The following is a 15,801-nucleotide window of genomic DNA, read 5'->3' on the forward strand; positions in this document are numbered from 1 at the left end:
GTATATTTCTATAACATAATAAATATTTCGGTTTGATTTTTATAAATTACACCATGAAATTAACAGAGAGTGTAGAAGAGTTTTATACACGTGTTCCTAAGGCCAATCCATTAGGACTAACTATGGACAATGCAGGGTCTGGTCATTTTAACGTATTTTCCAGAGCAAATTGTTCACCGCTTACACCTTATAGCAGGCGCGATTTTTATAAAGTATCTTTAATTATCGGCACTGGTAAAATACATTATGCAGACAAATGGATTTACATAGACAGGCCGGCACTGCTCTTCTCGAATCCTGTAATACCTTATTCATGGGAGGCAGAATCAGCACTGCAGGATGGCTGGTTCTGCCTCTTTACCGAGGCATTTATACACACAGGAGAACGCAAAGAATCTTTACAGGATTCTCCGCTTTTCAAAATCGGCAGTAATCCCGTATTTTTCATTAACGATACTCAGCTCAAAGAAATATCAGAGCTGTTCATCAAGATGACTAAGGAAATCTCATCAGATTACCTTCACAGATACAACCTGTTACGCAATTATCTTCACCTGATTATTCATGAAGCGATGAAAATGAATCCAACAGAGAATTTCGAAAAGCATACCAATGCTTCTTCACGTATTACTTCTTTGTTCATGGAACTTTTGGAAAGACAATTCCCTATTGATAATCATCAGCTGTCTTTAAAACTAAAAACGGCAAATGATTATGCCCGAAGTCTTTCTATCCATGTAAATCACCTGAATCGCTCTGTTAAGGAGTCTACAGGAAAAACAACGACAGAACATATAGCTTCCAGAATAACCCGTGAGGCCAGAGCACTGCTTCAGCATACGGACTGGAATATTTCTGAAATAGCTTATGGCCTGGGATTTGAATACCCGGCTTATTTTACCAATTTTTTCAAGAAAAACACAGGAGCCTCTCCGATTGAGCTCCGTCAGGCAGCCGTCTGATCCTTAATCCCAATTAGTTTGATTATTGTAAACATCTGTTTGAATACTATAATCTTCCCTGCTGCCCGGGCTTTAACTTTGTTTCATCAAATCTGATCATTATGAAATATAGAAATCTGGGAACAACTAAAGAGAAACTATCAGCCACAGGACTCGGCTGTATGGGAATGAGTTTTGCATACGGACCTGGTGATGATACTGAAAGCATTGCCACTTTACATAAAGCACTTGATCTTGGGATTAACTTCTGGGATACTGCCGATGTTTACGCCAACGGCATAAACGAAGAATTAATTTCAAAGGTTCTGGTTCCAAACCGCGACAAGATATTTATTGCTACCAAATTTGGTTTCCGTTTTCAGGAAAACGTGGTAGGCCCAAGCAATACCAGCGGAACATACTTTGATGGTTCACCTGAATGGATCAAAATTGCAGTGGAGAAAAGTCTTAAACGGTTAAAAATTGACACGATAGATTTATATTATGCCCACCGGGTAGATCCGAATATACCTATTGAAGAAACTGTCGGAGCCATGGCCCTACTGGTAAAAGAAGGAAAAGTACGTTATCTGGGCTTGAGTGAGGCTTCTCCGGCTTCTATACGCAAAGCACATGCTGTACACCCTATTGCGGCTTTACAAAGTGAATATTCTTTACTGACCAGAGATTTGGAGCATGAAATATTAAGTACAGTAAGAGAACTGGGTATCTCACTGGTTCCTTATTCGCCACTGGCAAGAGGTTTAATGACCAATACTCTGGATGTAAATACTTTATCAGATAACGACTTCCGCAAAACACTGCCTCGTTATCAGGAAGAAAATCTGGATAACAATGCCAGATTAGTGAATGGATTTGCTGCGATTGCACAGGAAAAAGGATGTACACCAGCACAGCTTGCCCTGGCCTGGGTATTGGCGCAGGGCGATGATATTATTCCTATTCCGGGTACCAAAAAACGTAAGTATCTGGAAGAAAATGCCGCAGCTGCAGACATTAATTTAATTGCAGCCGACCTGAAAAATATTGATGATCTGCTTCTCCGTTTCCCTGTCAGCGGAGAGCGTTATCATGAAGGCGCCATGAAACTGGTCAATAACTAAACAGATTTACCCGGTCTTCCGGAAGCTGAAATTTTAACTCAGACAGTTTTTAAAAACGGTCTGAGTTTTTTTATGTTTATTTTTTTTCGATCTTACTCTGAATTTCAATTCCTCAACAATCAGCTACCTATGAACAAATCTCAAAAGATATGGTATGGATTAAGTGCCTGTCTGTTTTCAGCAATTCCCTTTGCTGCAAATTCACAAACTACACCTGTACATGCAGATAAGACATGGATCATTCAATCAAACCTGTATACCGAACAACTCATTAACCTGGATAAAAAGTACTCACCGGAATATGGTTCTGCACAGGGACTGGCAGCATATGACACCCTGGTTGTTGTGCCTACCCTTGCCAACAAACTGGCAGAAAGAAAGGAAGAAGAAATACTGATTGCAAAATACAGGGCTTCTTTACTGACAGAAAAAAATACGGCTGTAAAACAGGATCTGAATATTTTAATTGCTCATTTAAATCTGGGTTTCAAGACTCAGGATTTTGAAACAAAAAGAAAAATACCTTTTTTAAATGCTGCCAGCATGATTTTTGAAGGTCTGCAGACTTTACTGGATGATCAGACCGCCGAAAAAAGAAGAGCTGCTGCAGTAATCCGCCTGCAGAAATATGCAGGTCTGGCACCTGGCTATCAACCCTTAACAGCTATATTGAAAGACAGGGTTATGCAGCAGATGAAAGGTACAGACATGATCTATCCTTCTAAACAGGAAATGGAAGTTACTTTATCACGAAATGCAAGTATTATTGAGGGTATAGCAGAGTTATTCAGGAAATATAAAATAGCGGGATGGGAAAAATCCTACACTGAGCTCAAAAAACAAATTGGAGAATATGATGACTGGACACGTAAAAACGTCCTGTCCAGGGCCCGTAAAGATTTTAGAATAACCAGCGAGGAATATGCATTACAACTGGAAGACTATGGTGTTAATATCGCTCCTGATCAGTTAGCTAAAATAGCGCATGAGGCCTTCACAGAAATTCAAAATGAGATGAAGCCTATTGCCGCACAAATAGCCAAACAAAGAAACTGGCCTTCAGCAGATTACCGTGATGTGATCCGTAATCTCAAAAAGGAACAGATTCATGGTGATTCTATCATTCCTGTTTACGAAAGACATTTGAAAGATATAGAAGCTATCATTCTTAAACATCAGCTGGTCACCTTACCATCGAGACCTGCCATCATCCGTCTGGCATCTGCTGCCGAAACAGCAAACAGCCCTGCTCCTCATATGGTTCCGCCTCCATTTTTAAATAATACAGGGCAACGTGGTGTATTTGTGCTTCCTTTAAATATGCCACCAGCACCGGGAGAAAAAGAAAGTGCTCATTATGATGATTTTACTTTTGATGCTGCATCCTGGACTATTATAGCACATGAGGCCCGCCCTGGTCATGAACTGCAATTTGATAAAATGGTTGAAGAAGGGGTTTCACAGGCACGTAGTTTATATGCATTTAACTCTACAAATGCCGAAGGCTGGGGTTTATATGCTGAATATATTACCAAACCTTATATGCCGCTCGAAGGTCAGCTGGTTTCTTTGGATTACAGACTGCTGAGAGCTGCAAGAGCTTTTCTGGATCCGGAAGTACAGTCTGGAAAAATTACACAGGATCAGGTTAAAAAAGTATTGATGGAAGATGTTGTACAGTCTCCGGCAATGGCACAACAGGAGGTTGAACGTTATACCATTAAAGCTCCCGGCCAGGCCAACAGTTACTTTTATGGTTTCACCAAAATGATTGCCTTAAGAAAAGACACAGAGAAAGCACTGGGAACCAGGTTTAATGCACTGCGTTTTTATGATTTCATCTTATCACAGGGTTTACTTCCTCCGGCATTAATCAGAGAAGCGGTAATGACTGATTTTATTCCTGCTCAAAATAAATTATAAGCTATAAAAAACCGGATCTGAACTATTCAGATCCGGTTTTTCAGGAATAGCATCAGCAGTCCAGTCAGATCTTCTTGTATAACAGCTCAATTAAACAGGAATAATTTTTCGTAATTTCGATTTATTATTTTTCTGAATTATGAAATCAGCGCTCCTCTGTATTTTTCTTTTTCTGTCCACAGCGGCTTTTGCACAGCATAAGCCCTACCCGGATAAACCATCTACACATGGAATGATGTTAATGGGTAATGAAGTGATCTATGCTTCACACTTACCTATGTTTCACAGCCCGCATGATTATCAGATAATCTCAGTGCTGGAATTATCAAAAGAAGATAAGGACAAATATGATCAGGACAAAAAAGATCATCCTGATGACTCAGTATATACTATTGAGCCTGAAACCTTTGTACTTCCTGAAATGATTAACCATACCAAAACTTTCAGAGCCAGTATCTATAGAGGCCATTTTGAAAGAGGCGGCACTAAATTTCTTGAAAATATTCCTGTAAAAATCAAACAGGTTATCTATTATAAGCAGTTTTATCAAACTGCAGTCAAACCGGCCAATCTTCAATATTTACTTTTTGGTAACCAGAAAGAACAGTTTCTGGTTCACCGGATTAGCTCCAAACCGGATTTTGATGAAAACATGACCGTGCAGATCACTGATCAAAAGACACTGAAAGCAATCACTGACAATCTGTATCTGACCATTGAGTTTCCGGAAGCAGATCTGCGTAAACCCTTCTCCTGGAAACAAAATACCGGAACAAGAAAGCACACGCATGAACCTGTTCCGTTTGCAGTACATCATGTTTTTTATCTGGAATATGGTGATTTAGAATAAGTCACTACGTTCTGTTTTAAGATACATCATTGCTTCTTTTACTATCTGAACAGGATTTTTAGGATTAAAACCTAATTCTGTCCTGGCTTTGGAGATGTCAAAATCCTGTTGTAAACCAGAAAACATTGCAATATCCTTGGTGGTTAGCAGCGGTGCTTTTCCCGTCAGCCGGCTTCCTGTTTCCATTAGCCATGCAGCTATATACAAAACAGTTTTGGGTACCGCGACAGGAAGTTTAATGCTTAATTCCGGAAAAAGTTCCTGAGCAATTTTTGTAGTCTGTTTAATAGAAGTACATTTTTCATTCGCCAGAATGTAACGCTCTCCGCTCCTGCCATTTTCGGCAGCCAGATAACATCCTTCAGCTACGTCTTTAACATCTACCCAGTTCAACGCAATATTGGTTTCAATTGGAATTTCTTTATTCAGAATCAGCTTTACAATATTGTAGGAGACACTTAATGGACCGAAAGCTTTATCGCCGATCATTGCAGAAGGCAAAACAGCTACCAGTTCTATCTGGTATTTCGCCGCCAGTTCAAAAGCCAGCTTTTCACCATCGTTTTTAGAATTATAGTACATATCCCGGCGATCCGGATTCTGTCCGTTACTTTCGCTGACAGGTTGTATGGTATAATTTAAAGCGGCTATAGAACTTACATAAACAATTCTTTTCACCCCCGATTCTGCTGCCGCTTCAATCAGGTTTTTTGTCCCCTGAAGATTTACCTGATAAATCTCTTTTTCAGGATCTTTAGCCCATAGTTTAAAAGCTGCACCAACGGCATAAACTACGTCTACGCCCTGCATTGCTGATATTAAAGATTGTTTTTCGGTAATATCGGCTTGTACCATTTCACAATCCAGATCTGCAAAAGAGCTGTTATTTTTTAAATTTCTTACAGATCCTCTTACCCGAATTCCTTTTTCAAGCAGTAACCTGATCAGGTTATTACCTAAATGCCCGTTACCCCCGGTAACCAATGCTAAATTTTGATGTATCATGTTCTTATCTTTTGAGAACACAAATCTGTACATTGATTAATGGCTAACACTTGACATTTGTTAGCTAATTATCTTTGGTAATTTTTCTCCGGATACGACTGAGACTCTCGGGTTTCATCCCCAGAAAAGATGCGATATATTGTAAAGGAACATGATGAATAATAGCCGGATAGTTATCTATCAGCTTTGTATAACGCTGTTCTGCAGTCAGACTGGCTAACTCTCTTGCGCGGTTTTCATTGTAAGCCAGTGCCATCTGGAAAACCAGGATACTATAATCTTTAAAAACTGAACTCTGCTCACAGATCGTATCCAGATCAGCTTTGGTAATCCTTAATAATTCACATTCGGTAATACATTCTACGTTTTCAGCTGCTTTGGTCTGACTGTTAAAATGCGAATACGAAGTAATAAACCCCGGTGGACAGTTCAAATGTGTAGTAACTTCGTCACCTGCCTCATTGTAATGAAAAAGCCTGATAAAGCCCGAAACAACGTAGTAAAGATATTTGGGGATATGACCTTCCTCTTCTATAATTTCATTTTTAGCAAATAATACCGGTTCAAAATACTTCCTGCATAAGGTAATATCCGATGCTGTTAGTTTAACCTGAGCAGCTGCATTGCTGAACAAATGCTGATACATTTTATCTGAAAACATTAAAATCTTTTAGGGATATATATGATAGGTCCAAAGGTCTGAATTAATATGCAATTGAATTTTATTTTATTAGTTTTTCTACTAATTTAGCAAGATTGCAAACGCTCCGCTGCTTAAGAACAAAAAGCTGCAGTAAAAACAGATCATGATGAAAGGACCAGATAAAGATGAGAAGTACCCGATGAGTCAATACAACAGACTCTGTTTTTTAAAGAACATCATTACCAATCCTAATATCATAGTCGGCGATTATACTTATTATGACGATTTTAAGGACGTTTATAATTTTGAAAGAAATGTTAAATATCATTTCGATTTCATTGGTGATAAACTGATTATTGGCAAATTCTGTATGATAGCTTCGGGAGTAACGTTTATTATGAATGGTGCAAATCATAAAATGGATGGAATAACTGCCTATCCTTTTAACATTTTTGGTAATGGCTGGGAAAAAGTCACTCCTAAAATGGAAGAACTTCCTTTTAAAGGCGATACCATTGTCGGTAATGATGTCTGGATCGGATCAAACGCGACCATCATGCCAGGAGTTCATATTGGGGATGGTGCCATCATTGCAACAAACACCACCGTAACCCGTGACGTACCCCCCTACACTGTTGTAGGAGGAAATCCGGGAAAAGAGATCAGAAAACGCTTTTCTCCGGAAAAGATTGAAGAACTGCTGGAACTGAAGTGGTGGGACTGGAAAATTGAACGCATTACAGAGAATCTTCATGAATTGACTGGTCCCCAATCACGTTTTTTATAAATCAGGCCGAAATTCTGTATTTTAATATAACCGGCTTATCCGGCTGCTTTTTCATGGCAGGTTTACGGTATTTTACCAGGTTAATCAGTAATACACTGATCAGTATCACAGCTAATCCGCCAATCTGCACTAACGAGATATGTTCCCCGGCAAATAGCACACCCAATATTACAGCAACAACCGGATTTACGTAAGAATGGGTGCTAACCTGGGTTACCGGCCTCACTTTAAGCAACCAGATATAGGCGCTAAAGGCAATAATAGACCCAAAAAATATCAGGTAAGCAATTGCGAACCAGGATGCTCCACTCACCTGACTAAAATGAAAACTGTTATATTCATTATGGAAAAATCCGGCTGGGATGAAAGCTATACCAGCAATAATCATCTGCCAGGCTATATTCATTCTTGCAGGAGATTCACTTGTTTTACGTTTAGAGAATAATGCACCCAGTGACCATGAAACCGGAGCCAGCAAGAGTAAAGCCATTGCAGAAAGCATAGTTAAATCAGGATGACCTGATAATGCTTTGCCTGCCTGTTCTCCGAACAACAAAACGACTCCGGCAAATCCGGTCAGCAGCCCTGTAAGTGTTGAGGTACTCTTGAAATTCACTTTCCAGTTAGCTCTGTCAAAGATGACAACCCAGATTGGCGCTACAGAAACAAGAATCGCAACCATAGCACTGGGTAATATCTGCTCTACCCAGATTACAATTCCTGTCGCTACAAATAATAACAGTAAACCACTGATACCAGAATTGATAATATCTCTTTTAACCCATATTTTATCTCCCTTATAAGCACACCAGGCCAGCAGCAGTATACCGGCTACGGTAAAGCGAAATGCCCCCATCAGCATTGGAGGAAAGCTCTTTAAAGCCATTTGTATAAAGAAGTAAGTAGAACCCCAAACGATGTATACCGTAGCAAATGCAATAACAACCAGTAATGCAGCAGCCTTTTTTTGAGTCATGTGTTCCATATCTTTTATTGTTTATATAATTATTAATTATCTATTCAAATTTAACTGACAATTGGCCTATCTTAGTAGTCCAGTATTAACAATATAAATAGGCCAGATGACTTATACAGGAAGCTTACTCAGCATCGATAAAAATCTGCAGATACCGGTATATCTTCAGATCGCAAATGGGATCATTGCTCATATCAGGCAGGGTGTACTGAAACCCGGATCAGCTTTACCCGGCAGCCGTATTCTTGCAACCACTTTATATGTCCATAGAAAAACTATTGTTGCCGCTTATGACGAGCTGTATGCGCAAAGCTGGGTTGACACTTTCCCCCGAAAAGGAATATTTGTAGCTAAAAATCTCCCTGATGTAACACCAAGGAACATCGTCGCTGATTCTAAAACCGGATCCTACCCGGAAAAGACATTTTTCATGGTAGATCAGAACAAGATTCCTTTTCCTGAAGTTTTTAAAGCACCACCTGCCTATAATCTGATTATCAATGATGGTTATCCTGATACCCGCCTGGCGCCGGTAGAATTACTGGTCCGTGAATACCGTCGTTTTGCCAATTACCATTTTTTACCCAAATACCTGACCTATGGACCAGAACAGGGATCTGAAAATCTGCGCATAGAACTGGCCCGTTTTCTCGCGGATACCAGAGGGCTGAATATTAGTCCTGAGCATATCTTAATTACCAAAGGTGCCCAGATGGCCATTTATCTGACTGCTGAAATTCTGATTACCAAAAATGATACTGTAATTGCCGGCGACCCGGGTTTTTTAGGTGCCAATGATATTTTCAAGCATGCAGGAGCAAATCTGGAGCTTGTTCCTGTAGACGAATATGGAATGGATATGGATGCTGTAGAAGAAATTTGTAAACGAAAAAAAGTAAAACTGATTTATGTTATTCCGCATCATCACAGACCCACTACGGTTACATTAAGTTCAGAAAGGCGGATGCGTCTGCTGGAGCTGGCCACCAGATATCGCTTTGCCATAGTGGAGGATGACTATGATTATGACTATCATTACAGCAGCAGTCCTATTCTTCCGCTTGCCAGCCTGGATTACTGCGGCAGTGTGATCTATATAGGTTCATTTAGTAAAACTATAGCTCCGGGTATCCGGATTGGTTTTATGATCAGCCCGAAAAATCTGATTATACAGGCAACAAGATTACGTAAATTAATTGACCGGCAGGGAGAACAGTTACTGGAAGAAGCAATGGCTAATCTGCTTAAAAACGGTGATATCGGCAGGCATCTGAAAAAATCAAATAAGATATACCATGAGCGCCGGGATATGTTTTGTCAGCTCTTACAGAAAAACCTGGAAGGACTGGTTGAATTTAATGTGCCTGATGGTGGCTTTGCAGTCTGGATGAAATACTTAAATGGGATCAAACCTCAGGATGTGGCTGAAAAAGCATTGTCAGCGGGTTTATCAATCAGTAATGGCACTGCTTATTTTGACGATGAAAACTATCAGCATCATTATATCAGGGCAGGTTTTGCTTCACTGACCCCAAAAGAGATGGAAGATGCGATAGAGATACTGGCCAGAGTTGTCAAAAAACTAAACGGCCTGTAAAAATTACATTTGCCGGATAACCTGTAAGACCGACCAGCTGTCCCTGCCTGATTGCAATTGGTCAAATTGTTTCTCACACGATTTTATTATTCTCCTTTTTTGCAGAAAATATAAAAATATGAGAACACAATTTAACAAGAGAAGTCTGTTTCTGATCCCTGCAATCGCTTTGCTTTTAATTACGAATACAGCAAAATCGCAAAATGCTATCCCATTCCACATCGGTTTAAAAGGAGGAGCCAATTTCACTGACTTAAGTCTTAACTATGCTGATCTGACTAATAAATATGCTGCCGGTTATTCTGCAGGTGCTTTTACAAGGATAGATATTTCCAAACTGTATGTTCAGGGAGAACTTTTGTATACACACAAATCTTCAAAGGTAGAATCAGCTAAACTGGGTACAGAAAAAACATCCTGGAACAGTATCGAAGTACCGGTTACCATCGGATATAAAATTTTAAAATCAGCTCATCTGAACGTTAGGGTATTCGGTGGCGGTGTATATTCTTATATATTAAATGATAAGGCACGCATACTTCAGGAAGTAAAAGAATCATTTAAGAAATTTGATAAATCAAATATCGGCTACGTTGCGGGTGTGGGTGTAGATTTAGGCAAAATCACGTTGGATCTGAGCGCCCAGGGAGCATTAACCAGGATGAGCAGCGACTTCAAATCCCGCCCTCTTACCTTTCAGGCAACCGTTGGCTTCATGATCTTTTAAAAATTCTTTCTACTTTAGAGCCTGTTTAAAATTTGACGGTTAAGAAACTATTTAAATTTAGGTGAAAAAAATCATTTATTTTTTCAATTGGTTTGCGTCTTTTTGCAGACGGAGCAATAGATCAGATAAATTTTGAACAAGGCTCTTAACAAATAATGAGCATAGCTTCAGGGGCCGGATAAGCTCTTGCAGGCTTTGTCATGTAATAAGAAATCTCATTAAGCAATGATACACAAAGCTAAAACAGCAATAACGACTAAATGAAGACCTTTACTTTTAATAAACGATGGCTCATCATAGGAGGCTTCTGGATTGTCCTGGAAATTGCTTTCTGGGCACAGGTCCTGCGTGACTATCCATTAATACCAGCCACCTATGTAGCTACTGTTATTACGCTTGCCTCAATGATATCTGCCCATACTTTAAGTGATTTATTATTACCTAAAGCAATGCTGACAGGAAAAATGAAAGTTTTCGCCATCCAATGTGTCCTGCTTACCCTTTTTCTTGCAGCTGCTATAGGTGGTGCAGCAGTAAGTTGCTACTGGTTATTTTTACATGGCACCCCCTACGACAGCCTGGGAAGAATAATTGCCTTTGATGACTTCTGGCTGAAAATGGGCAGCGCTGTTCCGTCAGCGGTACTGATCAACGCAACTGCATGTGGTTTGCGGTTTTATGAAGAACATGGAAAAATAGAAAAAAATCATGCACTCCTGCAGCAGGCACATCTTGAAGCTCAGTTAAGAATACTTCAGGATCAGATTAATCCGCATCTGATGTTTAATGTATTAAATCATATTCATATTCTGATGCAGAAAAATGTCGATCTGGCCTCGGTCCTGCTGGTCAAATTTTCAGATATACTCCGTTATCAGCTGTATGAATGCAACCGGGAATCAGTATTACTGGATCGCGAAGTACAATATCTGAAAGACCTGGTCGCAGTGGAGAAAATCCGGTGGGGAGAAGAATTAAAGGTTGTCTGCATCTGGAATATACAGGACGGAAAACGCGACATTGTGCCTCTTTTACTGGTACCTTTTGTCGAAAATGCCTTTAAACATGTATCCAGATTACCCATGGAAAAAGGGTATGTAACCTTAATTTTAAATCAGGAGAACGACCAGCTGATCTTTACCATAGAAAACTCCAGTTCTGTCCAACAACCCAGAAAAGGCAACAGTCACGGTCTTGGCCTGGAGAATGTCAGAAAAAGACTTGAGTTGTTATATCCCACTCAGCATCAGCTAAACATTGATAAAACTAATCACACTTTTAACGTAGCATTGACTATACATTTACATCCAAAGAAATAAAAATGGCGCTTATTCCCTCAAATCACACTCATGAAGCTCCTTTACAATGCCTGGTCATTGACGACGAACCTCTTGCCAGAGATGGTATCATAGATTTTTGCAGCAAACTGGATTTTTTACAGGTAGCAGGCTCCTGTTCTACAGCCATGGACGCTTCTGATTATATACAGCAGGGAAATATCGACCTGCTGTTTCTTGATATCAACATGCCCTATCTTTCAGGGCTTGAATTCCTGGAAACACTTGAACACCCTCCGCTTACAATTTTGACCACAGCCTATTCTGAACATGCTATAGAAGGCTACAGATTGCAGATCGTTGATTACTTACTTAAACCAATTACTTTTAAGCGTTTCTACCAGGCTGCATTAAAGGCCAGACAGCAGCATCTGATGAGTATAACACCCAAACATCCACAATCGGTTGATACTTTTTTATATGTCCGCCAGGGCGATAGTTTTCAAAAGATATCATGGGTTGATATCTTATTTATCGAAGGAATGCAAAACTATGCCAGACTTCATTTTAAAGACCGTGAGCTGATTATTCATCAAACCATGATCTCTCTGGAAGAGACACTTCCAAAAGATAACTTTTTCAGAATACACAAGTCTTACCTGATCAATATTTCTCATATCGACTCGGTATCCGGAGGAAGAATTTTTATCAATGGTACTGAACTTCCTATTTCCAGAAACCGCCGGGAAGACCTGTTAAAAGAAGTGGTCTATACCAAATTGCTTAGCAGATAAGCTTTTTGATACAGACCAGTTAATCATACCTCTTCATGAGGTATTTTTTTTGCTCCGGATTCGGATAAACCAAAGCCTATCCTGAATCCGGAGCTTTGATCATTTATTTTTTGGCTTTACTCAGATTCCATTTCAGTGCAACTGCTCCGTAAGCTGTAGTCACAAACCGAGGGTCTGCCATGTCTTTTGCTTTAAAGAAATCTTTAAGTTTCCTGCTTGTAGTTGTAAAAGATCTGGTTAAGGTCGTACCCGCAGTTAGTTGCAAAGTAATTGATTTACCTAATTTAATTTCCGGTCTCAAACCCGCAACTACCTGCTGATAGCCTAATAACATGGATTTATTATCCTTTGTAACTTCGGCAGTCATACCACTTAACTCAACAACTGCTTTAAGTTCAAATGAAGGATTCATTTGTACACCAAATTCTATATTTTCAGGGAAGTTAACATGTAAGCGATAGCGTCCGGCAGTAACCCAGTTAAAATAAAGACCAGGCAATATCATCGGGACGCCAAATGTATTGGAAACAACCGGTCCAAATCCAAAAGCAGTACGTGGGTTAAAGTGTTTAATAAATAATACCCCTCCCTGCACTAAGATATCATCCGAAGTTATCTTTTCCATATCTGTATAAACTCCTACCGAGGCCATCGCCATGATTGACCATGTTTTACTTATCGGGCGCATATGAACCAATCCAAGCTGTGCGTTCAGCATTTCTGTCGGGAACAATTTCACTTCGTAATCCCGGTTCTCCATCTGAGCATACGCTCCTTCTACATTCACCGCCCACATCTTTGGTCTTCCTGATGAATCTATCTTAACAGATAGCGGAATACTGAATCCCAGTTGCATCCGCTTAAAATTGCTGGAAGAACCGGTTTTAACGCTGTCTACCGGTCTTATGTAATTAGAGAAAGGAACGTATTCGGCCTTAATTTTACCAGAGATACCAGTTTGGGCACCGGCTTTTAAATTTAAACCCAATCCGACAACAATCAGGCAATAGTGTAAAGTTTTCATATTTCTTTTTTAGCTGTGATTTGATTTATAAATCATCACGAAGAACGTATGCTGTAAACTTTAAAGGGAAATTAATTGACCACCTGCCTGATCGTTTTGACAAGAGGTAAATCAGGCTGGAAATTGTTAAACCAGTTTTTCTTAAAGACGGACGGATTTTGTCCGGTAATCTTATTAAATAACTTATTAAAATAGGACAAACTATCAAAACCTACAGCGTAACAGGCTTCAGTAACATTTTTATCCTGCATTAACAGATTTTTTGCCAGATCAATGCGATATTGGTTTACAAAATCTGTAAAAGTCATGTTGGCCTGCTTTTTAAAATACCTGCAGAAGGCCGGGGTTGTCAGATTTACTTTAGCTGCGACAATATTGACATCAGGCTTTTGGTTATAATTCGCATCAATATATTCGTAAATGGCACCCATTCTTAATTTATCTCTTAAAAAGAAGGATAAATTAATCTCTTCATCATTCAGAATCTCGGTTTCTTCTGAACCGGCCAGCAAATGAAAGATTTCAATTAACCTGATGAGCTGCTGAAAGGAATTCAATTCGGCCATTTGTTTTAATTTCTCTACCACAATAGCTTTGGTTTCACCATGAAAGGCAATTCCCCCTGCTGCTTTTTTAAACAACTGGTCAATGCTGGTGAATTCTGGCGAAAGGGCTATTGCTGACCCCAGAAAATCTGTTCTCAATTGTATCACGATCTGGTGGTAGTCACTTCGCAATCTGTAATCGAAGTTAAGATGCGGAAGATTTCTCCCTATAAAAACAAGGTCACTTTTTGTATATCCGGAAATATGAGAACCGACATGTCTTATACCGGCGTCAGCCTCCACATAAACAAGTTCATATTCAGCATGAAAATGCCAGAAAAATGTATTCCTCAGTCTGGGCGAAAAATATTTAAAGGACTTACCCGGGTCAAAACTTATTTTCTCCAGCTGTATTTCATTCATTTGCTGTTGGTATATTGTCAAAAGCGCTGCATTACTATCTTTTGATTAATAAACATAGCTATTAAATCAATACAGAGCAAATACTGGTCATTACAACACATTTAATCGGCAGCGGGAGCTCTTATTTTTGGTCAAACAAATCCATTAAAGATGAAAAACCAGACAATGAATACGATGGCACATAAGGATATACCGGGTAATCCTTCTACGGCCAAATCCAGTGAAATACGTCTGAATGACCGCAGCAAGGAAACAACATTACGTCTGTTAACCGAACAGGACTGGGCATTCTGGATTACTAACGGTTATGTTATTATCAAAAATGCTGTTCCCCGGGAACAGGTTAAAAAGACAGCTGATTATCTTTGGGAATATGAGAATAAAGATCCAAATGATATAGAAAGCTGGTATAAAAAGCCAAATGCACAAATGCAGATGTCAGAACTGAACAATACTGGTATGGTGGAAATTTACAACCATCAGTATTTATGGGAGAACAGGATGTATCCAAAGGTTCATCAGGCCTTTGCCGACATCTGGGGAACCGAGAAACTATGGGTAACCATTGACAGGGCCAATTTAAATTTCCCGCTTCGTCCTGGTTTTGAATATAAGGGCTTTATTCACTGGGATTATGATCCGGAGACAAAACCTCAGAATGTACAGGGTGTACTGGCCCTGGCAGATCAGACTGACGAAAATATGGGTGGTTTTCAATGTATACCTGAATTATTCCGCACTTATGACACCTGGAAATTAACCCAGCCGGAAGATCGTGATCATTATAAACCAGATACTTCAGGATTTGATCTTGAAAAAGTAAAACTGGAAGCGGGTGATCTGCTCATATTCAATAGTTCACAGCCCCATGGCATCCGGGCGAACACAAGTAAAGATAAGGTAAGAATAGCTCAGTATATCGCTATGATGCCTGCACAGGAAGAAAATGAAGCGCTTAAGCAATGGCGTATTGGCAGCTGGAAAAACAGGGAGGCCATGCAGGGTTATGCATTTCCCGGAGATCCTTTAGAAAGGGAGAAGAAAAATCCGGTTGCAGAACTCACTCCATTAGGTAAAAAATTACTGGGACTTGAAAATTGGTAAACAGATATTTCTTAAAAACTAACCAAATACGCTGGTTTCTATCTAATTTGCGCTTATAATC

At 39.6% G+C, this 15,801-nt stretch carries 15 protein-coding genes; 10 read left to right on the plus strand and 5 right to left on the minus strand.

From position 1 onward, the window contains the following. The first annotated feature begins 53 nt into the window (after positions 1-53). From PL_RS03455 to PL_RS03470, 4 genes are all read left to right on the plus strand, one after another. Positions 54-962: a helix-turn-helix domain-containing protein gene (locus tag PL_RS03455; RefSeq protein ID WP_041885844.1), complete on the plus strand. Its 909-nt coding sequence runs from the start codon at positions 54-56 to the stop codon at positions 960-962. A gap of 101 nt (positions 963-1,063) precedes the next feature. Beyond that, positions 1,064-2,065 (plus strand): aldo/keto reductase, encoded by a 1,002-nt coding sequence (locus PL_RS03460; protein WP_041885846.1) that lies wholly within the window; start codon positions 1,064-1,066, stop codon positions 2,063-2,065. A gap of 129 nt (positions 2,066-2,194) precedes the next feature. Continuing rightward, complete coding sequence (locus PL_RS03465; protein WP_041885848.1) at positions 2,195-3,988, plus strand: DUF885 domain-containing protein; 1,794 nt, start codon at positions 2,195-2,197, stop codon at positions 3,986-3,988. Between the two features lie 139 nt (positions 3,989-4,127). Continuing rightward, entirely contained in the window at positions 4,128-4,838 is a 711-nt protein-coding gene (locus PL_RS03470) for a hypothetical protein (RefSeq protein ID WP_041885850.1), read from the plus strand. Here the strand turns inward: PL_RS03470 and PL_RS03475 are convergent. Further along, positions 4,830-5,843: an NAD-dependent epimerase/dehydratase family protein gene (locus PL_RS03475; RefSeq protein ID WP_041885852.1), complete on the minus strand. Its 1,014-nt coding sequence runs from the start codon at positions 5,841-5,843 to the stop codon at positions 4,830-4,832. The two genes, PL_RS03470 and PL_RS03475, sit on opposite strands and share 9 nt — an antisense overlap. Before the next feature lie 64 nt (positions 5,844-5,907). Next, the gene (locus PL_RS03480) at positions 5,908-6,504 is read right to left on the minus strand and encodes a Crp/Fnr family transcriptional regulator (RefSeq protein WP_235324641.1); all 597 of its coding nucleotides are present in this window, start codon (positions 6,502-6,504) and stop codon (positions 5,908-5,910) included. A gap of 145 nt (positions 6,505-6,649) precedes the next feature. Between PL_RS03480 and PL_RS03485 the strand changes: the two genes are divergently transcribed. Then, positions 6,650-7,273: a Vat family streptogramin A O-acetyltransferase gene (locus PL_RS03485; protein ID WP_235324642.1), complete on the plus strand. Its 624-nt coding sequence runs from the start codon at positions 6,650-6,652 to the stop codon at positions 7,271-7,273. Position 7,274: 1 nt separating this feature from the next. Here the strand turns inward: PL_RS03485 and PL_RS03490 are convergent, their stop codons facing one another. Continuing rightward, the gene (locus PL_RS03490) at positions 7,275-8,258 is read right to left on the minus strand and encodes an EamA family transporter (RefSeq protein ID WP_041885855.1); all 984 of its coding nucleotides are present in this window, start codon (positions 8,256-8,258) and stop codon (positions 7,275-7,277) included. A 97-nt stretch (positions 8,259-8,355) separates the two neighbouring features. Between PL_RS03490 and PL_RS03495 the strand changes: the two genes are divergently transcribed. The 4 genes from PL_RS03495 to PL_RS03510 all read left to right on the plus strand — a co-directional run bounded on the left by PL_RS03495 (position 8,356) and on the right by PL_RS03510 (position 12,644). After that, positions 8,356-9,846, plus strand: a complete 1,491-nt coding sequence (locus PL_RS03495) for a PLP-dependent aminotransferase family protein (RefSeq protein ID WP_041885856.1) — start codon at positions 8,356-8,358, stop codon at positions 9,844-9,846. Positions 9,847-9,964: 118 nt separating this feature from the next. Continuing rightward, positions 9,965-10,573 (plus strand): porin family protein, encoded by a 609-nt coding sequence (locus PL_RS03500; RefSeq protein ID WP_041885859.1) that lies wholly within the window; start codon positions 9,965-9,967, stop codon positions 10,571-10,573. A gap of 260 nt (positions 10,574-10,833) precedes the next feature. Beyond that, positions 10,834-11,892: a sensor histidine kinase gene (locus PL_RS03505; protein ID WP_041885861.1), complete on the plus strand. Its 1,059-nt coding sequence runs from the start codon at positions 10,834-10,836 to the stop codon at positions 11,890-11,892. 2 nt (positions 11,893-11,894) lie between these two features. Further along, a complete protein-coding gene (locus PL_RS03510) occupies positions 11,895-12,644 on the plus strand; it encodes a LytR/AlgR family response regulator transcription factor (protein ID WP_041885864.1) in 750 nt (249 codons plus the stop codon). Between the two features lie 103 nt (positions 12,645-12,747). Here PL_RS03510 and PL_RS03515 read toward each other — a convergent pair whose 3' ends face one another. Further along, positions 12,748-13,668 (minus strand): DUF6268 family outer membrane beta-barrel protein, encoded by a 921-nt coding sequence (locus PL_RS03515; protein ID WP_041885866.1) that lies wholly within the window; start codon positions 13,666-13,668, stop codon positions 12,748-12,750. Between the two features lie 71 nt (positions 13,669-13,739). Continuing rightward, a complete protein-coding gene (locus tag PL_RS03520; protein ID WP_052496551.1) occupies positions 13,740-14,636 on the minus strand; it encodes a helix-turn-helix domain-containing protein in 897 nt (298 codons plus the stop codon). Between the two features lie 150 nt (positions 14,637-14,786). Here PL_RS03520 and PL_RS03525 point away from each other — a divergent pair, with 150 nt between their 5' ends. Continuing rightward, on the plus strand, positions 14,787-15,740 hold the full coding sequence (locus PL_RS03525; RefSeq protein ID WP_041885868.1) for a phytanoyl-CoA dioxygenase family protein: 954 nt from the start codon (positions 14,787-14,789) through the stop codon (positions 15,738-15,740). Positions 15,741-15,801 lie beyond the last annotated feature (61 nt).

The sequence above is a fragment of the Pedobacter lusitanus genome, assembly GCF_040026395.1.
Taxonomy (GTDB): Bacteria; Bacteroidota; Bacteroidia; order Sphingobacteriales; family Sphingobacteriaceae; genus Pedobacter; species Pedobacter lusitanus.